We start from the raw sequence: 23,129 nt of genomic DNA, 5'->3' as shown, positions 1-23,129 counted from the left end.
AGGCACTGCGCTCCAGACGGCTTCCCCCCCAGTGGGAGCAGCACGCCGCCTGGAGGGCGACACGGTGACGCTCAGAAGGGCGAACAGACAATGCCGACGCAGTCGCCCGCGGTGTTGTCGCGCGCGACGTTCCCGCCGCCGTCAAAGGCGGTGGGCGCGTAGATGCCAAAGCCCGCATTGCCCAGGGCGACGTTGTTGATCACCGTGGGGGTGCTGGGCGGCTCCACCCGGAGTCCGTCCCCGTCGTTGCTGAGGAACTCGTTGCCTCGGACGATGCCCGTGAGCGTGCCACCGGCGGGCCCTTCGCGGTCGGACAGGGTCAGGCCGCCCGCGTTGTCATAGAAGGTGTTGCCGTCGATGTAGACGGTCAGGGCCGTGGCCTGGAGCCCCGTGCCGTTGTTGACGACCAGCGTGTCGAGCATCGACAGCTTGTACGGCTCCCAGACGGGAATCGAGTAGGGCGCGATCGTGGCGTTGTTCGCGATGAGCGTGTTCTCGAAGCGCATCTCCTCGCAGGCCCGGGGGCCGTCACCGTCGTTGGGGATCGAGCCCACGGAGTTGTTCCACGCGAGCGTGCTCGACCTGAAGCGGACGCGGCCTTCCCAGCAGTAGATGACGCTCTCGTTGGACGTGAACGTGGAGTCGAGCACGTCGATGTCATGGTAGTCCGCGAGCATCGCGAGCCTGTTGCCGGTGAACACCGACGACCTCACGTCGAAGCTGCCGCTGGACGCGTCGAACTCACGGCTCAGCCCGGTGGCGCTTCCGCTCACGCGGCACTCCGTGATGAGGAAGTTCGTGGTGGCAGCGTTGTAGACACCCGTGTAGTTGTCGACGAGCGCGAGCTTGTGGAGTCGCACGTTCGAAGCGTCCGAGCCGTCAGGCGTGGCGATGCCCCGGCCGAATCCCTGAACCGTGCCATTGCGCACCATGCTGTTGGCCTGGAGCTCGATGCCCGGTGTTTCGGTAGTCGTCGTCCCGGTGCGGCGCACGGTGTGGCCACCCAGGTCGAGGACGATGCCTGCGCCCACGACCCGGAGCGCGAAGGGCGCCGAGCCCGGGCAGTTGAGATCCTGCGTGAGGAGCGTGTGCTGGGTGAGGGTGTCACCGCACCGGACGGTGTGGCCGGTGGTGAAGATCACCTTGGGCTCCACGTTGGATGGAACCGTGTCACGGGCCAGGACGTCGGGCGCTCCCGTGAGCAAGGTGGTCACAGCCATCACCATGGCGAATCCGCGTGTCTGCTTCATGCTGCCTCCCCCGGGCCGGAGACGTCCGGCCACCGGCGGAGATCCTAGGGAAAGCACCCTCCGCATCATCCCGCCCATGGGTGGCAGTGCGCCGCTGGCAGGGCGACAGCATGAAGGCACGGCGGGGTGACGTGGATCTCCATGACGAAATGGGGGGAGCGGGCCTCACTGTGTGGGGGAGTGCCATCGCCAGTCATCGCTGTTTCCACGGCCGCGCGCGCTTTCTCAGAGCGAGAGATGAAATGCCCGCTGTGTCGGGTATCTGGCACACGCATTGCCTTTGCGGCGCGCATGATTGCGCGCGACGCGATGGCTCCTGGCACCTGGCGACGCTCCGTCGGGTGGGCCCTGATTCTCTTCGTGTGGACAGCCTGCACTGGCGTTGTGGGTGGGCCGGCTGATCATGACGTGGATCCGTCAGGCTCGACGGACGCAGGGTGTGAGGACCCCAAGCCTTCCGGTGACCCCGACGCGGGCGAGAAGAACGACATGCTCGCCCCCAGCCGGCTGCTGCGGCGGGCCTCGCTCGCGCTGCGCGGGACGCCCCCGACGGACGAGGAGTTCGCCGCGCTCGAAGCCGCGGGAGACGACGCCGCGCAGCGGGCCTTCGTGGATCACTTCGTCGACGAGACGCTCGGGCAGCCCGCGTTCTACCGGACGATGTTCGAGCAGGCGCGCGACTGGTTCAACATCCCGCTCGTGCCTCGCACCGCCGACGCCCCGGAGTACGGCGTGCAGCAGCAGCGGTCCATCCAGCGCTGCCCCGCGGGCACGGCGAAGGCTGGCGCCTGGAAGTACTTCCGGGGTGAAGACACCGCCTGCAGCGGGGTGAAGGCGGATGGCACGCCCGTGGAGGAGCTCACCGTGGAGCCGTGGTGGGCGCCGGGCACCACGGTGACGCTGGTGGGGGCCGCGGCCAACACCTCCGCCACGGGTACCGGATCCGTCAACGGCACCCCCGTGCCCCTCACCTGCGCCACCGCTGGTCCGGTGGGCACCTGCGGCTGCGGCCCCAACGCCGTGCGCTGCCACGCCGACTTCCAGCAGTACGCCGGCTGGGAGGACTACCTGCACTACGCCGAGCAGGGCCAGCGGCGGCTCGTGTCCGAGGAGCCCGCGCGCCTCTTCGCCCACCTCGCGTGGCACGACCGGCCGGTGACGGACCTCATCCTCGGCACGTACTCCGTCGCGCCCACCCGGCTCCAGGCCGCGTACGTGATGCAGGGCCTGGAGGGCGGCGCGACCGGGCTTCTCGACGACGACTCTTGGTGGCGGCCGTCGCGCTTCCTGGGTGCGCCGGTGGATCCGGAACACGCACCGGGGGATCCGCTCGCCTGGCGCGAGTATCAGGTCCCCGCGCGCAATCCCTTCCTCCTCGCCGAGCGCGACTACCGCTACGACCCTCGCATCCAGGTGGATCCCTCGCGGGGCATTCCGGCCGCGGGCATGCTCACCAGCCTGGGATTCCTCACGGGCTATCCGCGCGAGCGCGTGCGCGGTGCGCGGGCCCTGGAGACGCTGGCGTGCGAGGTCCTCTCGCCGCCCCTGGGGCAGAAGTTCAACGAGTACCGCCGCGACCCGGGCACGGAAGGGCCCTGCCAGCACTGCCACCGACGGCTCGACCCCGCGGCCATCCACTTCAAGCGCTTCGCGAAGCAGGGCTCGGCGTCCGAGGGCCATGGCGCGAAGTACCTGATGCCCGGCGTGGGGACTGCCTGGCATTGGCCCATCCAGTGGCGCAGGGGCGTGTACCCCTACGGCGGGGATCCGTTCAGCCACTGGAACCGCTGGTACACGGCCGACACGCTGCTCACGCCCATCACCGAGGCCCAGGAGCAGGTGAACCCCGAGGCCGTCTTCCTCGACTTCCTCCCTCCGGATCAGACGCTGCTGGGGCAGGTGGGGGACGGGACGGTGGGCCCGCTCGGCTTCGCCAAGCTCATTGTCGCGGCGGGGGCGTTCGATCGCTGCGTGGTGCGGCACCTCCATGCGCAGGTGCTGGGGCGGGACATCGACCCGGCGCGGGAGGCGGGCTACCTGGACGCGCAGGTGGCGCGCTTCATCGCGCAAGGCCGCAAGGTCCGCCCGTTCGTCAAATCCCTCACGCAGTCCAACCTCTTCCAGCGGGGGCGCTGACATGAACCGCTTCGCACTCCTCCTGCTCGTGCTTCCCGTGGCGCTCGCGTGCGGCAGGGACGGCACCGCGTCCATTCCCACCACCCAGGCACAGAACGCCTGCGGCACTCCGGCCAGCTCCGAAACCGTGCGCATCATGCAGGGCCTCAAGCCGCACTGTGAGGGCTGCCACGCGCAGGGCGCGCGCGGGTACTTCGCTTCCGCGGACGCGTTCCAGAGCCTCCTGGTCTCCGATGCCCGGCTGGTGAAGGCGGGCAGCCCAGATGACAGCGAGCTTGTCCGCCTGCTGGAAGGCCGGGGCAATGCCGCCTTCAAGCAGATGCCCATCGGGGAGAAGTCCTACGCCCAGCTCGTCTCGGACGGCACGGCGACGCTGACCGTAGCGGAGGTCCGCGCGTGGGTGCAGGGGCTCGGCGCGCAGCAGCGCGACGAGCGCCCGGACCCCGAGGCGTCGCGCATCACCCGCATGAACGCGACCCAGGTTCAGCGGGCGCTGTACCAGCAGCTGGGGCTCGGCCACGACGACTTCTTCACCTCCGCGACGGAGTTCGGCATCCCGATGGCGGAGCAGCGCAGTGACGACCTCTACCCGCTGCAGCCGCCGGACGCCGTGCCGGCTCCGCGGCAGCAGCCCCCCGCCGAGCGCTTCTATGGGCTGGGCGGAGGCTCGGTGATGAACCAGACCTCGCCGGACCGGAGCGCAGCCCCCACGTTCGCGCTCACGCTGACGCAGGTGTCCCAGCGGTGGTGCCGTCTGGCGTTGGCCAAGACGGGCAACGTGGCGCTCTTCCCGGCGGGCACGCAGCGCACCGCGGACCCCGTGGAGGTGAAGGCCACGCTGCGCCGCTGGTCCCTGCACTTCCTGGGCGAGCGCTTCTCCGACGCGCAGGTGGACGCGCTCTACGCGGATGTCTTCGTGCCGCTCTCGACACCGACGGACACCGAGCCCGCCTGGGTGGGCGTGTGCTCGTACTTCATCCGTCACCCGCACTGGATCTTCTACTGAAGGGGCACCCCATGAAGCTCTCTCGCCGCAAGCTGTTCGAGCTGGCCCTCGGGGCCACGCAACTGGGACTCATGGCGCGCTTCGGGCTGTCCACGGCCTCGGCCGCGCCAGTGCCGGGACGCCCCACCAAGCTCCTGGGCATCTGGCTGGACGGAGGTCTGCACTGGGAGAGCTTCTTCTCCCCGCTGTCCCGCGCCGGCATCAACAAGTTCATTCCCCCCGCGCAGGGCGGCGTCATTCCCGTGGGCTACCTGCCGGAGCAGGTGGAGAATTTCGACCGCTCGCCGGTGGACCTGGATGCGCCAGGGCCGGTGCGCAGGCTGCGCGGGCCCATCTACTGGAACTGGGCGAACCCCGCCGACGCGCGGGGCACGAACCCTGTCGTGAACAACCAGCAGATCTACCGGCCGTGGGGCTATGCGTGGGCGGACCCCACGTACAAGCTCTATGAGAAGGCCGCGCTGCTCGTGGGCGCGGATCAGAACACGGCCGCGCATACGAGCGGCATCGTCGCGAGCATGTGCGGCGTGGCGGGCGCGAGCTTCCGCGCCCCGGCGGTGCAAGCCGTCATCGCGAACGCCATGGCCCAGCGCTTCCCGGACCGGCCCATCCCCAACGTCAGCCTGGGCGGTCAACTTCCGAGCGCGTTGGGACTGCCCGCGTTGGCGAACCCGACGGTGCTGCGCTCCGCGGCGTCGGTGGAGCCGACGCTGTCAGACAAGCGCGACAGCGCATGGAAGGGGCTCCGCGCCCGCAGCGACGTGCCAGACATGGCCTTTGACGGCTCGGCGCTTCCGGGGACGGTGCCTGTTACGGCGGTGGACGCGGCGCTCATGAAGGCGCTGCGCGCGGAGCGGGGCGTGTCCACGAGCGGCACGGACGCGATGCTCGAGGAGCTCTATGACACCTACAAGGGCGCGAGCCGGACGATCCGTCGCGACATCCTCTCCGTGCTGGGCAACACCCTGGCGTGGGAGAAGCTCAAGGCGGACCCGAGTTACCCGGTGGATTGGACGGCGTGCATCGGCTACGCGGACGCCTGCGGTACGGGGCCGTCGATGGGGTCCTACGACTTCGCCTTGCGGCTATTGAAGTCCGACCTGGTGACGTCGGTGAACCTGCGAGCCACCAGTTTCTCCAACAACTCCTTCGACACCCACAGCGCGAACGGCGTCCAGATGCACACCAATCACCTGCGCATCGCGCTGGAGATGGTGGGGCGGCTGTGCATCGAGATGAGCCTCACCCCCAGCAAGTCGGATCCGTCCCGGTCGCTGCTGGATGAGACGCTCGTGTACGTCTACAGCGACTTCGGGCGGACGTTCCCGAAGCAGGGGAGCGACCACCACCCGGCGACGTGCGCGCTGCTCGTGGGCGGAGGCATCCAGGGCAACCAGATGCTCGGCGGCTACGACGAGACGATGAACGGCTCGCCCATGGGGGCGCCGGTGTCGCTGGTGGAGGAGGACGGGAGCCGAGGCTCCCGTGCGCCGCGCTCGCAGGACATCGCGGCGACGGTGATGAACGCCTTCGGCCTGGAGCCGGGGAAGGACTTCTTCATCCCCGGCGGCTACGGCGTCTTCGACGGCGTCGTGAAGGGGTGAGCTACTTCAGCGTCGACGTGTCGATGACGAACCGGTACCGGACGTCGGAGGCAAGCACCCGCTCGTAGGCGTCGTTGATCTTGCTGGCGGGGATGACCTCGATGTCCGCGCCGATGTGGTGCTTCGCGCAGAAGTCCAACATCTCCTGCGTCTGCGGGATGCCGCCGATGAGCGAGCCGGTGAACACCCGGCGGGGCATGATCAACGAGAACACGTTGAGGGAGAGCGGCTCGGAGGGGGCGCCCACGTTGACCAGGGCTCCGTCCAGGGCCAGCAGGGACAGGTAGGCGTCCACGTCGATCTTCGCGCTCACCGTGTTCACGATGAGATCGAACGTGCCCGCGAGCTTCCGGAACGTCTCCGGATCCTTGGTGGCGTGGTAGTGGTGCGCGCCCAGCCGCAGGCCGTCCTCCTTCTTGCTCAGCGACTGCGACAGGACGGTCACCTCCGCGCCCATCGCGCGAGCGAACTTCACGCCCATGTGTCCCAGGCCGCCCAGGCCCACGATGGCCACCTTCTTGCCGGGGCCCGCGCCCCAGCGGCGCAGCGGTGAGTACGTCGTGATGCCCGCGCACAGGAGCGGCGCGGCGGCGTCGAGCGAGATGCCTTCCGGAATCTTGAGGACGAAGTCCTCGGTCACGACGATGTGGGTGGAGTAGCCGCCCTGCGTGAGCTGGCCGTCCCGCCCGGTGGCGCCGTAGGTGCCGACCATGCCCTTGAGGCAGTGCTGCTCCTCCCCCTTGCGGCAGGACGAGCAGTCGCCGCAGGAGTCCACCATGCAGCCCACGCCGACGCGGTCGCCGACGGCGTGCTTCTTCACCTGGGCGCCGACGCTGGTGACGATGCCGGCGATCTCATGGCCGGGGACGATGGGGTAGGTCGTCTCGCCCCACTCGCCGCGGACGGTGTGGATGTCGGAGTGGCAGATGCCGCAGTACTTGATCTCGATGAGCACGTCGCGCGGGCCAAGCTCCCGGCGCTGGATGGCCAGGGGGCCGAGCGGTGACTTCGCGGAGGTGGCGGCGTAGGCGTTGGCGGTAGGCATGTGTCTTCTCTCCAGGAGCAGTGGGCCGGTGAGCCCCGTTCACGTGCGAAGAGAGATACGCGTCAGCCCCGTGGATGACTACGCGCGAGGAGCCAATAGGCTCTTAACGCGTGCTTAACAGTGGCTTCGGATACGGTCCTCGCGAATGAATACGGCACCTTTCACCCAGTTGCAGGTCTTCCTCGCCGTGGCCCGGCTGCGCAGCTTCAGCGGCGCGGCGCGCGAGCTGGGAGTTTCCACGGCCGCGGTGAGCCAGGCGGTGCGGCAGCTGGAGGAGCAGCTGCGCGTGGTGCTGCTCACGCGTACCACGCGCAGTGTGGCGCTGACGGACGTGGGCCGGCGGCTCGTGGAGGGAGCAGGCCCGGCGGTGGGGCAGACGCTGGCCACGCTCCGCGAGGTGTCCGCGCAGCCCGGAGAGGCCGTGGGCCGGGTCCGGCTGACGGTGCTGACGGCGGCGGTGCCCTACGTCATCACGCCGGTGGTCCCCACCTTCCGTGCACGTCACCCACGCGTGGAGGTGGAGGTCGTCATCGAGGACCGTTTCGTGGACATCGTCGAGGAGGGCTACGACGCGGGCGTGCGGCTGAGCGAGTCCATCCAGCGCGACATGGTGCAGGTGCGGCTCACGGAGGCGTTCCGCTTCGTGGTGGTGGGGTCCCCTGGCTACCTCGCGCGGCACGGCACGCCCCAGCGTCCCGAGGACCTGCTGAAGCACGAGTGCATCACCTTCCGTTCGCAGACGACCGGAACGCTCTACCCGTGGGAGCTGGAGCGCGGGCGCAAGAACTGGCGGGTGCCGGTACGCGGGGGCGTCGTCACCAATGACATCCATCTGCCCTCGACCCTGGCGGAGCAAGGCGTGGGGCTGGCCTATGCCTTCGAGCCGGCCGTGGAGGAGCGGCTGCGCACCGGGAAGCTCGTGCGGGTGCTGGAGGACTACGCGCCCACCGTGCCCGGCTTCTTCCTCTACTACCCCAGCCGTGCGCAGCGCTCGGTGCCGCTGCGCCTCTTCGCCGAGGCGGCCCGGGAGCTGGCGGCCAAGGCCGTGTGAGCGGGTGGGGTGACTCCGCGCGGGGGAGGCCCTAGCCTCGCGGCGCGTGCTGAACAGTGAAGCCCAAGAGGGTCCTCGCGAATGAATACGGCACCCTTCACCCAGCTCCAGGTGTTCCTCGTCGTGGCGCGCCTGAGCAGCTTCAGCGGCGCGGCGCGCGAGCTGGGCGTCTCCACGGCGGCCGTGAGTCATTCGGTGCGGCAGCTGGAGGAGCAGCTGCGCGTGGTGTTGCTCACCCGCACGACGCGCAGCGTGGCGTTGACGGACGCGGGCAGGCGGCTCGTGGAGACCGCGGGACCCGCGATGGGGCAGGCAGTCGCCGCGCTCGGGGAGGTGGCCGCGCAGCCGGGAGAGACGGTGGGCCGGGTCCGGCTGTCCGTGCCGCGGGCGGCGGTGCCCTACATCATCACTCCGGTGGTCCCCACCTTTCGCGCGCGTCATCCACGCATCGAGGTGGAGGTCGTCATCGAGGAGCGCTTCGTGGACATCGTGGCGGAGGGCTACGACGCGGGTGTGCGGCTGAGCGAATCCATTGAGCGCGACATGGTGCAGGTGCGGCTCACGGAGGCGTTCCGCTTCGTGGTGGTGGGCGCCCCCAGCTACCTGGAGCGCCACGGGACGCCCCAGCGCCCGGAGGACCTGCTGAAGCATGAGTGCATCACGTTCCGCATGCGCTCCACCGGGGCGCTCTACGCATGGGAGCTGGAGCGGGGCCGCAGGAACTGGCGGGTGCCAGTGCGCGGGGGCGTGGTCAGCAGTGACAATCACCTGACGTTGGACCTGGCGGAGCAGGGCCTGGGGCTGGCGTATGCCATGGAGCCCGCGGTGGCGGAGCGGCTGCGCACGGGACGGCTCGTGCGGGTGTTGGAGGCCTACGCGCCCACCGTGCCCGGTTTCTTCCTCTACTACCCCAGCCGTGCGCAGCGCTCCGCGCCGCTGCGACTCTTCGTCGAAGCGGCGCGGGAGCTGGCGCTGAAGGCCGTGTGAAGGCGGATCAGCGGCCGGTCATCTTCTCCAGGGCCTCGGGGTAGCGGGCTCCCTGCGCCGTGAGCTTCGAGGCGGCATCCGTGAGGTCTCGGACCTCGTCCGCCGTCAGCTCGACCCGGGCCGCGCCCAGGTTCTCCTCCAGCCGGTGCGGCTTCGTGGTGCCCGGGATGGGGACCATCCACGGCTTGCGCGCCAGGACCCAGGCGATCGCGAGCTGCGCTGGCGTCACCTTCTTCCGGGCCGCGACGCTGCCCAGCAGATCGACGAAGACCTGGTTCGCATCGCGGGCCTCGGGCGTGAAGCGCGGAAGGATGTTGCGGAAGTCGTTCTTGTCGAGCTGGGAGGCGTCGGGCAACTTGCCCGTCAGGAAACCCTTGCCCAGGGGGCTGAACGGCACGAACCCGATGCCCAGCTCTTCGAGGGTCGGGAGGATCTCCTTCTCCGGTTCACGCCACCACAGGGAGTATTCACTCTGGAGGGCGGTGACCGGCTGGACCGCGTGCGCGCGGCGGATCGTCTTCGCGCCCGCTTCGGACAGGCCGAAGTGCCGGACCTTGCCTGCCTGGATGAGCTCCTTCACCGCCCGCGACGTCCTCGATGGGCACGTCCGGGTCCACGCGGTGCTGGTAGAACAGGTCGATCACGTCGGTCTTGAGCCGCTTGAGGGAGGCCTCGGCGACCTGCTTGATGTGCTCGGGCCGGCTGTCCAGGCCCTCCTGCTTGCCATCTGCGCTCAGCTTGAAGCCGAACTTCGTGGCGATGACCACCTGCCCGCGAACCGGGGCGAGGGCCTCACCGACGAGCGCCTCGTTCGTCCAGGGGCCGTAGACCTCTGCGGTGTCGAAGAAGGTGACGCCCTGGTCCACGGCCGACCGGATGAGGGCCATCATCTCCGTCTTGTCCGCGGGCGGGCCGTAGCCATGGCTCATGCCCATGCAGCCGAGCCCGATGGCCGAGACCTCCAGGTTGCTGTTTCCGAGTCTGCGCTTCTGCATCGTGTTCTCTCCCGTGTGCTTTCGCTGTGCGAAGAGAGATACGGCCCGGTGCCGCTGGGGACTAGACCCGGGGAGACCAACAGGCTGTTAAACGCAGGTTGAGAATGGAGGCGCCCGGTATCGCGGGTTGCCACAATTGACTTCCACGGGCACGTCCCTGGGGACGAGGTGAATGTTCAGTCGGAGACGGTGCTGGCGTGGACGTCTGTCATTGCCTTCCATGGCTGGCATCTGCTGCCGGGGTGCCTGCGTTTCGCGCAGGCACCTTCCCCTCACAACAGGAATGCCGATGAACGCGCTGAGGAAGTCCCTGATGGCCGTGTCCGCCGTCCTCGCCGTGGCCCCCGCCGCCGCGTTTGCCTATCCGCCGCAGTGCGATGAGGTCTGCTTCGAATACTGCCTCGACACTTGTTATGAGGGGACCTACCGCACCAGTTGTGAGGCGGCGGGATGGTGCTCCGCGTCCGCGCCTTCCAATGAGACCGCGTCCATCTCCCCGGAGCAGAGCCAGCGGTCCGAGGACACCGCGCCAGTCTGCGACTCCGCCCATCTGGGCTTGGAGCAGACTCCGTCCGCCGAGAGCTGAGCGAGCCTGATCACCCGCGGGGCCTGCCGTGTCCAGGCCTCGCGGTTCAGACGCCTGCGGGACGGAGAGCCGCCGACAACGCGTCGAGCGCACGCTCCTGCAATGCGGAGAGCCGCACCCCGGGCCGTGCCTGACGCACCCGAGCGAGTGCGGCCTTCGCATCCGGAGCATCCCCCCGCGCCACGAGAAACGCGGCGGCGATCATCCCGGTGCGCCCATGTCCCTGCGCGCAGTGGATGTAGAGCGGCCCGGGCAGGGCGGCCAGCTCACGAAGGACCGGTGCTACCTGCTCCACGGGCAACGTCGATGCGTCCAGGATGGGCAGGGACACGTACCGGCCCGCGGCGCGGATGCCTCCCGGTTCGATGAACTCGGAGGTCAGGTCCAGCACGGCCGTGACACCCGAGGGCAGCTCGCCGGGGAGCAGCCGGCGGCCTACCAGGACCCCCGGCACCACCTCGTCAAAGGCTCGCTCCCGGGAGAAACGCCGCGCCAGATGCCAGGTGCCCCACGTGAGCAGCAGGTAGGGCAGGAGCGCGAACACGGCCCACGGCCGCATCCGTCCGTCCGGTTGCTTCCCGAAGGCCCTCGCGCCCACTCCGGCATAGGCGAGCGCCAGGACCGCGAAGCTCAGCGCGGGCCACAGCAGCAGCCAGCCGAAGCCCTGGAGCCGCTGCGCCAGGAAGGTGAGGAGTGCCGCCGCGGTGGTGAAGACGAAGGTGTACTTCATGCGCGGCGCAGCGTAGCCGCTTCCCTATCGGGAAACCCGGGTGGCCTCCACTCGGCGGAGGCCGACCCGGAAGTGACGGCTACTGACTCACGACGCAGCCCGGCTGCGCGATGACACACCAGGAGGTGGCCTCGCTGACGCAGATGCTGTCCCAGGCCGTGGTGCAGCAGTACGGGTCGCGGTTGCACACCGAATACGTGCAGGAGTTGCAATCCTTGTTCAGCGACGAGCCCGTCGTACAGACGTTGTGGGTGCAGGCAGCGGCGGTACAGACGTTGCTGCTGGAGCAGACCTGCCCGGCGCCACAGGTGCCGCAGGTGAGGGTGCCACCACAGCCGTCGGAGATGGCTCCGCAGGTCTTGCCCTGGGCCGCGCATGTCGTCGGGGTGCAGGTGGCGGCGGAGTCGAAGACCTCGATGCTCGCCAGCGCCTGCATGTTGCCCTGGGCGTTGTAGGTCGTCCCTCCGAGGAACAGGACGCGGCCGTTCGGCAGCGCGACCGTGGGGTGGGCCACGCGGGACTGCGTCAGCGTTCCCACCGTGCTCCAGGTGCTGGTGGTGGGAGAGAACAGCTCCACCTGCATCGTGTTGTAGGAGCCACCGGCCATCAGGATGGTGCCATCCGGCCGCGTCACCGACGGCGCGGAGAAGTGCTGGACGGCCGTGGCGCCGGTGTTCGTCCAGGTGTTGGTGGCCGGGTCATACAGCTCCGCCGCCGTGGAGTAGCCCGTCACCAGCGCCTTGCCGTTGGAGAGCAGTTGCAGGGTGTGGCCATTGCGGCCCGTGTTCATCGACGCGACGGTGGTCCACGTCCCCGTGGTGGGGTCCCAGAGCTCCGCGTGGTTGCTGGAGGACGTCGTGAAGTTTCCACCGCCCGCCACGAGCACGCGACCGTCCGCGAGCCGCACCGCGGCCTGGCCCATCATCCCGGCGTTGAGCGAGCCCGTGGCCGCCCAGGTGTTCGTGGACGGCGTATAGACATAGGTCGAGGTGACGTAGCTCACGCCGCCCACCACCAGCACGCGCCCGTCCGCGAGCAGCGTGGCGCTGTGGTCGTAGCTGATGCGGGGCAGGGGAGCGGCGGCGCTCCAGGTGTTCGTGGCGGGGTCGTAGCGCTCGGCGGACGAGAGCACGCTCGAGTTGATGCCGCCCACGACCAGCACGCTGCCGTCCAGCAACCGCGTGGCGGTGTGAAAACGGCGCGCGGTGATCATCGATGGACCACTGACGGAAGTGGCCGTCGCCGGGTCATACAACTCCGTGGTGGCGTACGTGCCCGTGGGCGTCCCGCCACCCGCCACCAGCACCTTGCCGTTGGCGAGCAGCGTGGCGGTGTGCTGGTAGCGAGCGGACAGCATCGAGCCACCGGACACGACGAGCGCGGACGCCTGGGAGGACACGACGTCCTCCCCGGGTAACTCGCTCTCGGGACTGCACGCGAGACACAACAGCAGGGGAACGACGGCCAAGGACATCCAAGAAGTGGTGCGCATGTGGGCTCCCGGAAAATGGGCCCGCGACCATGGCACGCGGTGTCTGGATTCCTTCCATGAAACATGAACACAAATCGGGTGTCTCAAGACACCCGGGCTTGTCTCAGGAGGCGGGAAAAGCCGGTCCTGAGCTGGATTCAGTCCACACAGACGAGGACGCCGTCTCCGTGTTTCGCGGCCGTGACGTAGAAGGCCCGGAAGCGGTCGAAGCGCTCGTGGAGCCACTGCCAGGCCTCGTTGATGGCATCCTCGCGCGGGCACTTGTAGACGCTCGCCAGGCTCAGGTTTTCGAAGGTGAAGTGCTCGCGAAGGGTGTCGAACCGCACGACCTCCAGCATCCGGGCGATCCGCTCCACTGTCTCCGGCCGCGTGTAGCGCAGGGGCACGCCCTGACCCGCAACCACGTGCGGGGCGATCTTCGCCTCGCCATGGATTGCGATGCCGGCCAGCGAGTCGTCCTCCGTTCCCGGCGCGTTCCGGCGGCGGTCGGAGAGGACGAAGTGCAGGTGATCCCACCTCCGGTCGAGAGCCACCTGTTGCGTCGCCAGGTCGGGGCGGGTGCGCAACATGTCTCGCACGGCGTCCAGGAGCAGGAGTTCGTCGGAGTCCGGACCGCCCGGAGCCAGGGTCTCCTCGCGCGGAGCCCGGAGCAACCGGGTGACGGACATCAGCCATCCGCCCACGCCGGTGTTCCGCCGCGCCAAATCCAGAAGCGGGGAACCGCCGGGAAGGGCCTGGTAGCTCGTATCGAGTCCCATGGGGTCCGTCCTAGCAGCTCCGCCGCCATTGTTTCAGCGGGCCCGTGCTACTTCGGCCCCCAGACCGCGACCCAGTCGATCTGCACGTTGCCCGCGGCGCTGTTGCTCGGCGGCGTGCCGCTCAGGTCGGTCTCCGTCTGGATGACCCAGTGCATGGTCGTGTTCGGCACCCGGCTGGTCTTGTCCAGGATGACCGTGCCATCGAGGATGAAGCGGCAACGGCCCGGGGTCCATTCGATGATGGCCGTGTGCCAGGACGTGAACCGCGCGCTCGAGGACGCCGCGTCCTGATCCCCGCCCGACGTCCCGTTCTGCCGGTGCATGAACCCGGAGATGGTGCCGTTCAGGTCGCCCTCCGGGAAGTCGATCTCCCCATCGCGCGGCCACACCTCACTGTCCGGCCAGAGCAACCACGCGACCTTGTAGCCGGGCACCGCGTCCGCCCGGAAGCGTATCGCGTAGCGTCCCGCGGGCAGTCCGCCCGCTGTGTTTGCTCCAGGAATCTTCGGTACCAGCGCAGCGACCCTGTGCACGCCGTTCTCGGTGTGCAGGTACTTGTTCAACACGCCGTTCTGGATGCTGACGACCTTCGACGGCGAATACGTCCCGTTCTTGCTCGTGTCCTTCCAGCCGTCCGGGTACACGCCCCACTTCGACGACACCGCCGCGGGGAACTGGCCCACGGGCACCTGGGTCGTGAAGTCGTCGGTGAACACCTGCCGCCAGCCCGTGAGGTCGCCCACCGGCATCGGCTCACCCGACGGATTCGAGCCGCCGCCTCCCGCCGTCTCCAGCGTGATGGCATCCACGAGGATGGCGTTGCCGGACGCCGCCTGGTTCTGGAGGACATAGACATCCACCGTGTCTCCGACGCGCTCCACGGTGCCGCTGACCGTGAGCCGCTGGAAGTTGGTCGTCAGTGTCGCGTCCGCCGTGAAGAGCTTGTACGTCGTGCCAGAGGCGTTCTTCTCCCGGAGGATGAGGCTGACGGGCTTGCCCACCGTGCCGCTGTTGCCCGCGGCGACATAGGCCGTCGCCGTATACGCCTGCCCTTGCGGCGCGTTCGGAATGCCGCTCTGCGCGCCGTCCAGCGAGTAGAGCGTCGCCGCGCCGCTGACGGTGACGCGCGCGACGTATTGCCCGTCCGGCGCTCCGGTGCGCGCCTCTCGCGTCAGCGTTCCCTGCCAACTGGACCAGCCGCTGGTGTTCGTCTCGAAGGACGTGTTGGTGATGACGGACGCCAGGGGCGCCTCGCTCTGGACCGGCGTGTCGGTCCCTTGCTCCGGGCTGCACGAGGAGGCCAGGGGGAGGGCCAGCAACAGCGCCAGGGCAGTGCGGAAGCGCGGCCTGCGAAGCACAGCGGACTCACTCATGACACTCTCCGTGAAAAGCTGGAAATAGCTGTATAGCTGTAAATACCAGACGCGACGCATCGGACAAGCCCACCGTGTGCCTGCGTCTCCCACTCCTGCCGTGCGTGGCCATCCTCGGCCCAGGAGGAGAGACGCCATGCCCACCGACACGAAGCAGCCTTCCGACTCCGGCTTGGATCCCTACGCCCGCGCCTTCCTGGAGCAGTTGAAGAAAGCGGGCGGGCCCGCGCTCGAAACCCTGCCTCCCGCGGAGGCGCGTGGCGTGCTCCGAAGCGTGCAGGCGGGAAAGAGCGCGCGGAAGCCGGCCCGCATCGAGGACCGCTCCCTTCCGGTGGGCCCAGACGGCCAGGTCTCCGTCCGCATCGTGCGGCCCGCGGACGCGTCGGAGAAGCTCCCGGTGGTGCTCTACCTCCACGGCGGCGGCTGGGTGTTGGGCGATAAAGACACGCATGACCGGTTGATCCGTGATCTGGCCGTGGGCTCCCGGTGCGCGGTCGTGTTCATCAACTACACGCCCGCTCCGGAAGGGCAGTACCCCGCTCAGCTCGAACAGGCCTACGCCGCGCTCCAGTGGGTCGCGAAGAACGGCGGCGAAGCGGATCTGGATGGACAGCGGATCGCCGTGGCGGGGGACAGCGCGGGTGGCAATCTGGCGGCGGCGCTCACGCTGCTGGCGAAGGAGCGCGGCGGTCCGCGCATCCTGCAGCAGGTGCTGTTCTATCCCGTCACGGATGCCCGGTTCGATACGGGTTCCTACGCGCGCTACGCGGACGGCTACTTCCTCACCCGGAGCGGCATGCAGTGGTTCTGGGACAACTACGCCCCAGACTCCTCCCTCCGCACGGAGCCCACGGTCAGCCCCCTGCGCGCGACCGACGCGCAGCTGCGAGGCCTGCCGCCCGCGCTGATCCTCAACGGCGAATGCGACGTGCTCCGCGACGAAGGCCAGGCCTACGCGCGCAGGCTCGTGGACGCGGGCGTCCCCGTGCTGGCCCTCCAGTACGAGGGGATGATCCATGACTTCGTGATGCTGGATCCGCTGGCGGACTCACTCGCCGCGCGCAATGCCATCGCCCAGGCCTGCCTGACGCTGTCGGAAGCCCTGGGCACACGGAGGCAGGTGGAAGCGACGCTCGCGTCCCAGTCCGCGCAGGTCCGCGAGCGGGAGAGCGCGCGTCACTGACTATTGGCCCGCGTCCAGCCACGTAGCCAACACGTCCGCGTGGCACGGGCCCGGCTTGCACCAGCAGCCCAGCCGCTTGCCTCGCAACGTCCGCACGTCGCGCAGGAAATCCGCGTCGTGCTTCGTGCGCAGCTCCAGGTACCAGCGGAAAGATTCGAACGCGTCCGGGCCGGGCGCCATGCGCCGCTGGGCCTCGTCGCGGATCCGCTCGGCTTCGTCCGCGGGCAGCTTCGCCAGCCACGGCTCGAAGTACGTGCGGATCATCGCCTTCCAGGTCTTCACGCCCCCGGGCTTGAACGGGTTGCCGAAGCGGCCGGGCACGGGGTTGAGCGGCCCGGGCTTCGCCCAGGCGCGGAAGGCGCGGCCCACGTACACCTCACAGGCGTCGTGGACGTGCACCGCGGTGGTTCGGGATTCGGACATGGCGGGTGCATCGTTAACAGACGCACCCGCCAGTCGCCGTGCGTGATGCCCGGCCCGTCAGCAGGCAGGGGTCACCAGGGGTCGATGCCCTGCTTCTCGTGCGGCGTCGGCGTGTACGTGGACTTGAACCCCGAGGCCGCGGCGTTGAGCCCGGAGCCGAGGGCCTCCACCGCGCCCTGCTTGAACTGGCCCTTGCTGATGCTCACGAAGGCGTCGCGGCCGAAGTTCAGCGCCTCGCGCTGGTGCGCGTTGACCTCGCTGCGCTGGCCCTTCTCCACCTGGATGACGTTGTTGATGACGCTGCTCTTGGAGCGGTCGGAGATGCCGAAGTTGCCCTTGTCGAGCATCTGGTTCACGCCGCTGACCGCGTGGCTGTAGTCGCTCTTCTTGCCCTGCGTCGTCTGATCAATTTGCAGGCGGGAGGGGTTCTTGAACGTGTGGTTGCTGGTGACCTTGAACATGGCTTTCCTCGCTGGGGGCGGCGGCCCGTTGGACCGTGCCCGCGGTAGGTGATGCGTTGAAATGATTGTCGGGGTATGTGGGCTGGAGTTTCCTGAAGACTTTCATTTGCCCACGTATACGTCATTTGTCGTATGCCGGTCTTCGCGAGGGCCATCGCAGTGGCAAGGCCCGCCGGAAGACGGCAACGTACGGGCCCGCCTCCTCCCACCCTCGCGGACATGATCGCCAACCTCCACGACGCCGACGTTCCGAAGCCCGTGCTCGAAGTCATCACCCGCCTGCGCGAGCTGGGCCACCCCACCTATCTGGTGGGCGGCTGCGTGCGGGACATGGTGCGCAAGGTCCACCCGAAGGACTTCGACGTGGCCACCAGCGCGCTGCCGGAAGAGGTCCAGCGCGCCTTCCGCAAGGTCATCCCCACGGGCATCCAGCACGGCACCGTCACGGTCGTCACCGGCGGCAACCACGTGGAGGTGACGACGTTCCGTTCGGAAGGGGACTATCTGGATGGCCGGCGCCCCAGCTCCGTGTCCTTCGAGCGCGACATCGTGAAGGACCTGTCGCGGCGCGACTTCACCATCAACGCCATGGCGTACAACCCGCTCGACCGCGAGCTGGTGGATCCGTTCGGCGGACAGGTGGACCTGCCCGCGAAGCTGATCCGCTGCGTGGGCTCCGCGCAGGAGCGCTTCTCCGAGGACGGCCTGCGCCCCCTGCGCGCCGTGCGCTTCGCCGCCGTGCTGGGCTTCACGCTGGACCCCGACACCCGTGACGCCATCCCCGCGACCCTGGCCGTGTTCCGCAAGGTCGCGCTGGAGCGCGTGCGCGAGGAGCTGCTCAAGCTGCTCCTGTCGCCCCGCGCTGAGCTGGGGCTGCACCTGTTGGCGGACACGGGGCTGATGGAGGTCTTCCTGCCGGAGGTGGCCCACGCGGACGCGGAAGGCGCCCGGCTGGCCCGCGCCGCCGTGCAGGCCGCGCCGCTGGACGCGGACCTGCGCATGGCCACGCTGCTCGCGGACATCGACACCGCGACGCAGGCCCGCGAGCTGTGTCTGCGTTTGAAGTTCCCCAACAAGTCCGCGGACCTCATCGGCCTGCTCGTCGAGCACTCGAAGCTGGAGACACGCGTGGACGACGCGGACCCCGCGCTGCGCCGGCTGCTCGCCCGCGTGGGCCTTTCGAACCTGCCCGCGCTCCTCTTCGTGGCGAAGGCCCGCGTCCAGGTCCGGGCCCCGGAGCGGCTGCCCGCGGTGGAGGCGCTGGCCGCGCGGCTGGAGGCGCTGGCCGCCGCGAAGCCTCCGCTGTCCGCGAAGGAGCTGGCGCTCACCGGGGGCGACATCATGAAGACGCTGGGCATCGGCCCCTCGCCGAAGGTGGGCGAGGCGACCCGGTACCTTGTCGAATCCGTGCTCGACGACCCCTCGCTCAACACCGCCGACGAGCTGCGCTCCCGGCTCACGGCCTGGGCGGCGCGCGGTTCCTGAAGGGGGCCTCCTCCCGGCCGGAGGGCAGGGAAGGGGGCCTGGAGCACCATCCGGCCGTGCGTCCCGGCCCGGGGGCGTGTAGGAAGGAGCCCCATGCGAGTCGTCGTTGCCATGAGCGGTGGGGTGGATTCCTCGGCCGCCGCCGCCCTGCTCAAGGAGCAGGGCCACGAGGTCATCGGCATCACCCTGCGCGTCTGGTCCTACGAGGGCGCCGCGAAGTGCGGCAGCTGCTGCAGTCCGGACGACATCGACGACGCGCGCGCGGTGGCCCAGACGCTGGGCATCCCGTTCTACGTGGCCAACGCCGAGGAGATCTTCCAGGACCGGGTCGTCAATCCGTTCGTCCAGTCGTACCTGGGCGGCAAGACGCCCATCCCGTGCGTGAGCTGCAACCGCGACGTGAAGTTCAACTTCCTCCTCAAGCGCGCGCGCGCCCTGGGCGCCCGGCTCGCCACGGGCCACTACGCCCAGGTGGAGGAGGTGGACGGCCGCTTCCACCTGCGCCGCGCCGTGGACGCCGCCAAGGACCAGAGCTACTTCCTCTTCACCCTGGGCCAGGAGGAGCTGAAGGACGTGCTCTTCCCCGTGGGCCACCTCACCAAGCCGGAGGTGCGCGCCGTCGCCGAGCGCCACAACCTGCCCACCACCCACAAGCCGGAGAGCATGGAGATCTGCTTCGTGCCCGACGGTGACTACGCCGGGTTCGTGGAGAAGGTCGCCGGCCCCCAGCCGTCCGGTGAGGTCGTGGATCCGGAGGGCAAGGTGCTGGGCACGCACAACGGCATCCACCGCTTCACCGTGGGGCAGCGCAAGGGGCTCAACCTGGGCGGTGGCGAAGTGCGCTACGTGCAGCGCCTGGAGCCGGAGACGAACCGCGTCGTCGTGGGCCCCGCGGAGGGCACCGGCCGCGCGCAGTTCGGCCTGCTCCAGCCGCACTGGGTGGACGGTCCGCCTCCGCCCGAACAGGCCGTGGAGGTCCGCATCCGTCACCGCCACGCGGGCGCCCCGGGGCGGATCCACATCTCGCAGCACGGGCTGGTGTCCGTGAAGCTCGACGAGCCCGCGCGCGCCGTCACGCCGGGGCAGGCCGCGGTCGTCTACGATCGGGATCGCGTGCTCGGCGGCGGGTGGATCGTCTGAGCCCACCCGGCGCGTCCTGCGTCGTCCCTTGATGCAGCCGGGGCCGGACTTCCGGCCTCGCGCGCGCCGCTGTTTCCCGCTGCCTCCGCGAATTTGACCCGCCTGGGGGTGGGGCGTAGCTTGCGCGCACGCTGTCGCTACAGGCCGTTACACGGGCCGTGAGCGCGCGATCGAGGTCTGCCCCGCCATGCGTGACGCCCATCGGATGAAGGAGAAGTTCGACGTCTCGCTGGACAACCGGCAGATCGTCAGCCTGTTGATCGCCGGCATCGTCGTGATGGGCGCCGTGTTCGTGCTGGGCGTGGTGGTGGGCAAGAAGCTCTCCAGCGACGCGCAGACGGCCGAAGCCCCGGACCTGCTCTCCGCGCTGGACGCCAACGCGCAGGTCCTCAACGACGCGCGCCAGGAGCCGCCGCTCACCTTCCCGGACGAGCTCACCCGCAAGACGGGCTCGGAGCCCCTGCCGCCGCTGCCCAAGCCCGCCGCGAAGCCGGAGGCCCCCAAGGTCGCCGCGAAGCCCGAAGTGAAGCCGGAGCCCAAGCCCGCGGAGGCCCCCAAGGTCGCCGCGAAGCCCGCCCTGGCCCCCACGCCGGACCCCGACACGGGCGAGCTGCCCGCGATGGACGCCGCCGAGGAGGACGCCATCGCCAACGGCAAGCCGCTCGTGAAGCCGGAGCCCAAGCCCGCGGAGCCCGCCAAGGTCGCCGCCGCGAAGCCGGAGCCCGCCAAGGTCGTGGAGCCGGTGAAGGGAAAGGTGGAGGAGACGCCGGTCGCCACCCGCACCGCCGCGCGTGACGGGGGCATGAAGGAGGCCATCGCCCGGGCCCAGGCGCTGCCCGCGGAGCCGCCGCGTCCGTCGGAGGCCGTGAAGGGTGGGGCGTTCACGCTCCAGCTCTCCGCCTTCCAGAGCCGCCAGGACGCCGACCGTTTCGCCGCGCGGTTGCGCGACAAGGGCTATGCCCCCTATATCCTGGCGGCGGAGGTGCCTGGAAAGGGCACCTGGTACCGCGTCCGGATGGGCAGCTTCGCCAGCAAGGAAGCCGCGGGTCGGTACCTGACGGACTTCAAGCGCGAGACCCAGCTCGACGCGTACGTGGCCGGCACGAACTAGCGCTGCTGGGCAAGGAAGAGACGAAGCAAATGACGACGACGAAGCGGGTGGAGAAGCCCTGGGGCCACGAGCTCATCTGGGCCCACACGGAGCGCTACGTGGGCAAGCTCCTGCACGTGAAGGCCGGCCACAAGCTGAGCCTCCAGTTCCACAACGTGAAGGACGAGACCATCCACGTCCAGAGCGGCAAGCTCCTCTTCGTCGTGGACGAGGGCCAGGGCCTCATCGAGAAGGAGATGAACCCCGGTGAGAGCTACCACATCAAGCCGCTGACCAAGCACCGCATGGTCGCCATCACCGACTGCGACATCCTCGAGGTCAGCACCCCCGAGCTGAATGACGTGGTGCGCCTGGAGGACTCCTACGGGCGCACGGGCACCAGCGCCCCGTAGTCCCCGCGGTGAAGCCCGCTGGCGCGCCGTCACGGTGCGCCGGCCGGGCCTTCGACGTCACTCCTTGGACTTCGCCGCCGCGTTCGGATTGCGGGTCCACTGGTCCACGGTGCCGTCGCCGTCCAGGTCCTCGCCAATGCGATCCACCTGGCCGTTCTCCCAGTACTCCCAGTAGTCCACCCGGCCGTCGTGGTTCGCGTCGCGCTCCTTCCGCACGAGCGTGTCGTTCTCGTAGTACAGCCACGAGTCCGCGCGGCCGTCGCCGTTCAGGTCGCGCTCGCCCTTCGTGCGCTTGCCCTCGGCGTAGTGGTACGTGGCGTCCACCTTGCCGTCGTAGTCCAGGTCCATCACCTCGCGGACCTTCGCGCCCTGCGGATCCAGGTACTGGGTGACGTCCACGCGGCCGTCCCAGTTCAGGTCCAGCTCCTTGCGCACCAGCGCGTCCTTGAGCCGGTACTCCCAGACGTCCGTGCGGCCATCGCCGTTGGCGTCCAGCTCCGTGACCGTCTCCCCCGGGTCCTGTTTCCCCCGGACGCCCTCCGCCTCGGGACGCTTGCGCGCTGCGTCAGGGGCCTCCGCGGCCTTCTGGGAGGCGCAGCCCGTGAGCGCGCCCGCAACCAGGAAGCCCAGGAAAATCAAACGGTTGCTAGAAGCCAAGGTGCCTCCCGAGCAGGTGGGGCGCCATGTTCGCGCCGCTTCACTTCCGTGCTTTCGCAGGCCACGTCATTCCATATATTTTCACGTATCGCCATGGCCCGAAAGAAAGTCAGCACCACCATCTACATCACTCCGGAGCAGAACGAACTGCTCAAGGCGCTGAACCAGAAGACGAAGGTGCCCGTGGCCGAATACATCCGGCAGGGCATCGACCTGGTGCTGGAGAAGTACAAAGCGCAGCTGCCGGGCCAGGCAACCTTCGACGAACTCTCCTGAAGAACGAGGCGTGACGTGACGAGCATGCGTGGCAAGCGGGCGGTGGTGCTGGGTGGGGCCGGATTCGTGGGCTCGCACCTGTGTGAGCGGCTGCTGGATGACGGCGCGGAGTCCGTCCTCGCGGTGGACAACCTCATCACCGGGAACGAAGCGAACGTCCGCACGCTCAAGCCGCGCGCGGGCTTCCAGTTCGTGAACCAGGACATCACCGAGGGGCTGGAGGTGGACGGGCCGGTGGACTTCGTCCTCAACCTGGCCTCGCCCGCGTCGCCCATCGACTACGCGAACCTCCCCATCGAAACGCTGCGCGTGGGCTCCATCGGCACGGAGAACGCGCTGAAGCTGGCGGAGAAGAAGAAGGCCGTGTTCCTCATGGCCTCCACGTCGGAAGTGTACGGCGATCCGCTGGTGCACCCCCAGAAGGAGGATTACTGGGGCAACGTGAATCCCATTGGCCCGCGCTCGGTGTACGACGAGGCCAAGCGCTACTCGGAGGCCATCAGCGCCGCGTACGAGCGCAGCCGGGGCGTGAACGTCCGCATCGTGCGCATCTTCAACACCTACGGCCCGCGCATGCGCCTCAACGACGGCCGCGTGGTGCCCGCCTTCGTGGGCCAGGCGCTCAAGGGCGAGGACTTCAGCGTCTTCGGGGACGGCAGCCAGACGCGCTCGTTCTGCTACGTGAAGGACCTGGTGGACGGCCTGGTGCGGCTGGTGCTGTCGGACGTCCGGGGCCCGGTGAACATCGGCAACCCGCGCGAGATGACCATCAAGCAGTTCGCGGAGGCCGTGCGCGAGGCGGCCGGTGGGGGTAGGCAGATCGTCTACCACCCGCTGCCCAAGGATGATCCGAAGCAGCGTCAGCCGGACATCACCCGCGCGCGCACGCTGCTGGGGTGGGAGCCCAAGGTGAAGCTGGAGGATGGTTTGCGGGACACCATCGCCTACTTCCGTGAGGTTGCCGCTCGCCCCTCTGGGACTTAGGTTG

General features: G+C 69.1%; 22 protein-coding genes and 1 pseudogene. 13 read left to right on the top strand and 10 right to left on the bottom strand.

Annotation, left to right across the window (positions count from 1 at the left end; all coding sequences use genetic code 11):
• Window positions 1–71 precede the first annotated feature (71 nt).
• Window positions 72–1,250 carry a right-handed parallel beta-helix repeat-containing protein gene (locus tag D7X30_RS28845; protein ID WP_120566179.1) on the bottom strand — a complete coding sequence of 393 codons (1,179 nt, stop codon included), beginning with the start codon at window positions 1,248–1,250 and terminating at the stop codon, window positions 72–74.
• A 489-nt stretch (window positions 1,251–1,739) separates the two neighbouring features.
• Here D7X30_RS28845 and D7X30_RS28840 point away from each other — a divergent pair, with 489 nt between their 5' ends.
• The 3 genes from D7X30_RS28840 to D7X30_RS28830 are packed head-to-tail and all read left to right on the top strand — an operon-like array spanning window position 1,740 to window position 5,996.
• Window positions 1,740–3,386, top strand: a complete 1,647-nt coding sequence (locus tag D7X30_RS28840; protein WP_233591834.1) for a hypothetical protein — start codon at window positions 1,740–1,742, stop codon at window positions 3,384–3,386.
• 1 nt (window position 3,387) lies between these two features.
• Entirely contained in the window at window positions 3,388–4,392 is a 1,005-nt protein-coding gene (locus D7X30_RS28835) for a hypothetical protein (RefSeq protein WP_120566178.1), read from the top strand.
• A gap of 11 nt (window positions 4,393–4,403) precedes the next feature.
• The gene (locus D7X30_RS28830; RefSeq protein ID WP_120566177.1) at window positions 4,404–5,996 is read left to right on the top strand and encodes a DUF1501 domain-containing protein; all 1,593 of its coding nucleotides are present in this window, start codon (window positions 4,404–4,406) and stop codon (window positions 5,994–5,996) included.
• A gap of 1 nt (window position 5,997) precedes the next feature.
• Here the strand turns inward: D7X30_RS28830 and D7X30_RS28825 are convergent, their stop codons facing one another.
• Window positions 5,998–7,041, bottom strand: a complete 1,044-nt coding sequence (locus tag D7X30_RS28825; RefSeq protein WP_120566176.1) for an NAD(P)-dependent alcohol dehydrogenase — start codon at window positions 7,039–7,041, stop codon at window positions 5,998–6,000.
• Between the two features lie 145 nt (window positions 7,042–7,186).
• Between D7X30_RS28825 and D7X30_RS28820 the strand changes: the two genes are divergently transcribed.
• A complete protein-coding gene (locus D7X30_RS28820) occupies window positions 7,187–8,092 on the top strand; it encodes a LysR family transcriptional regulator (protein WP_120566175.1) in 906 nt (301 codons plus the stop codon).
• A gap of 81 nt (window positions 8,093–8,173) precedes the next feature.
• Window positions 8,174–9,079 (top strand): LysR family transcriptional regulator, encoded by a 906-nt coding sequence (locus D7X30_RS28815; RefSeq protein ID WP_120566174.1) that lies wholly within the window; start codon window positions 8,174–8,176, stop codon window positions 9,077–9,079.
• Window positions 9,080–9,086: 7 nt separating this feature from the next.
• On the opposite strand, the pseudogene D7X30_RS28810 reads toward D7X30_RS28815, so the two are convergent.
• Window positions 9,087–10,074 (bottom strand): annotated as a pseudogene (locus tag D7X30_RS28810) (aldo/keto reductase).
• A gap of 289 nt (window positions 10,075–10,363) precedes the next feature.
• On the opposite strand from D7X30_RS28810, the gene D7X30_RS28805 reads away from it, so the two are divergent.
• The gene (locus tag D7X30_RS28805; protein ID WP_120566173.1) at window positions 10,364–10,660 is read left to right on the top strand and encodes a hypothetical protein; all 297 of its coding nucleotides are present in this window, start codon (window positions 10,364–10,366) and stop codon (window positions 10,658–10,660) included.
• A 46-nt stretch (window positions 10,661–10,706) separates the two neighbouring features.
• On the opposite strand, the gene D7X30_RS28800 is transcribed toward D7X30_RS28805, so the two are convergent.
• The 4 genes from D7X30_RS28800 to D7X30_RS28785 form a co-directional block, all read right to left on the bottom strand.
• Window positions 10,707–11,390: a tyrosine-protein phosphatase gene (locus tag D7X30_RS28800; protein WP_120566172.1), complete on the bottom strand. Its 684-nt coding sequence runs from the start codon at window positions 11,388–11,390 to the stop codon at window positions 10,707–10,709.
• 79 nt (window positions 11,391–11,469) lie between these two features.
• A complete protein-coding gene (locus D7X30_RS28795; protein WP_120566171.1) occupies window positions 11,470–12,882 on the bottom strand; it encodes a kelch repeat-containing protein in 1,413 nt (470 codons plus the stop codon).
• A gap of 137 nt (window positions 12,883–13,019) precedes the next feature.
• A complete protein-coding gene (locus D7X30_RS28790) occupies window positions 13,020–13,640 on the bottom strand; it encodes a DUF1877 family protein (protein ID WP_120566170.1) in 621 nt (206 codons plus the stop codon).
• Window positions 13,641–13,687: 47 nt separating this feature from the next.
• Window positions 13,688–15,013 (bottom strand): glycoside hydrolase family 16 protein, encoded by a 1,326-nt coding sequence (locus D7X30_RS28785; protein WP_158619413.1) that lies wholly within the window; start codon window positions 15,011–15,013, stop codon window positions 13,688–13,690.
• Between the two features lie 136 nt (window positions 15,014–15,149).
• Between D7X30_RS28785 and D7X30_RS28780 the strand changes: the two genes are divergently transcribed.
• A complete protein-coding gene (locus D7X30_RS28780; protein ID WP_120566168.1) occupies window positions 15,150–16,196 on the top strand; it encodes an alpha/beta hydrolase in 1,047 nt (348 codons plus the stop codon).
• Here D7X30_RS28780 and D7X30_RS28775 read toward each other — a convergent pair whose 3' ends face one another.
• Window positions 16,197–16,619 (bottom strand): DUF4326 domain-containing protein, encoded by a 423-nt coding sequence (locus D7X30_RS28775; protein WP_120566167.1) that lies wholly within the window; start codon window positions 16,617–16,619, stop codon window positions 16,197–16,199. It lies immediately after the preceding gene.
• A 71-nt stretch (window positions 16,620–16,690) separates the two neighbouring features.
• Window positions 16,691–17,080: a hypothetical protein gene (locus D7X30_RS28770; protein ID WP_120566166.1), complete on the bottom strand. Its 390-nt coding sequence runs from the start codon at window positions 17,078–17,080 to the stop codon at window positions 16,691–16,693.
• Between the two features lie 219 nt (window positions 17,081–17,299).
• On the opposite strand from D7X30_RS28770, the gene D7X30_RS28765 reads away from it, so the two are divergent.
• The 4 genes from D7X30_RS28765 (at window position 17,300) to D7X30_RS28750 (ending at window position 21,208) form a co-directional block, all read left to right on the top strand.
• A complete protein-coding gene (locus D7X30_RS28765) occupies window positions 17,300–18,565 on the top strand; it encodes a CCA tRNA nucleotidyltransferase (protein ID WP_120566165.1) in 1,266 nt (421 codons plus the stop codon).
• A gap of 93 nt (window positions 18,566–18,658) precedes the next feature.
• The gene (mnmA, locus tag D7X30_RS28760) at window positions 18,659–19,705 is read left to right on the top strand and encodes a tRNA 2-thiouridine(34) synthase MnmA (RefSeq protein ID WP_120566164.1); all 1,047 of its coding nucleotides are present in this window, start codon (window positions 18,659–18,661) and stop codon (window positions 19,703–19,705) included.
• A 187-nt stretch (window positions 19,706–19,892) separates the two neighbouring features.
• Window positions 19,893–20,816, top strand: coding sequence for an SPOR domain-containing protein (locus tag D7X30_RS28755; RefSeq protein ID WP_120566163.1), 924 nt, complete (start codon window positions 19,893–19,895; stop codon window positions 20,814–20,816).
• 5 nt (window positions 20,817–20,821) lie between these two features.
• Complete coding sequence (locus D7X30_RS28750; protein ID WP_223738386.1) at window positions 20,822–21,208, top strand: cupin domain-containing protein; 387 nt, start codon at window positions 20,822–20,824, stop codon at window positions 21,206–21,208.
• Between the two features lie 57 nt (window positions 21,209–21,265).
• On the opposite strand, the gene D7X30_RS28745 is transcribed toward D7X30_RS28750, so the two are convergent.
• Window positions 21,266–21,865: a hypothetical protein gene (locus D7X30_RS28745; RefSeq protein ID WP_120566162.1), complete on the bottom strand. Its 600-nt coding sequence runs from the start codon at window positions 21,863–21,865 to the stop codon at window positions 21,266–21,268.
• Window positions 21,866–21,958: 93 nt separating this feature from the next.
• Here D7X30_RS28745 and D7X30_RS28740 point away from each other — a divergent pair, with 93 nt between their 5' ends.
• Window positions 21,959–22,141, top strand: coding sequence for a ribbon-helix-helix domain-containing protein (locus D7X30_RS28740; protein ID WP_014397342.1), 183 nt, complete (start codon window positions 21,959–21,961; stop codon window positions 22,139–22,141).
• A gap of 24 nt (window positions 22,142–22,165) precedes the next feature.
• Entirely contained in the window at window positions 22,166–23,125 is a 960-nt protein-coding gene (locus tag D7X30_RS28735; protein WP_014397341.1) for a UDP-glucuronic acid decarboxylase family protein, read from the top strand.
• Window positions 23,126–23,129 lie beyond the last annotated feature (4 nt).

The organism is Corallococcus sp. AB011P (assembly GCF_003611605.1).
GTDB lineage: Bacteria > Myxococcota > Myxococcia > Myxococcales > Myxococcaceae > Corallococcus > Corallococcus coralloides.
This window is presented reverse-complemented; position numbering and strand designations above follow the sequence as displayed.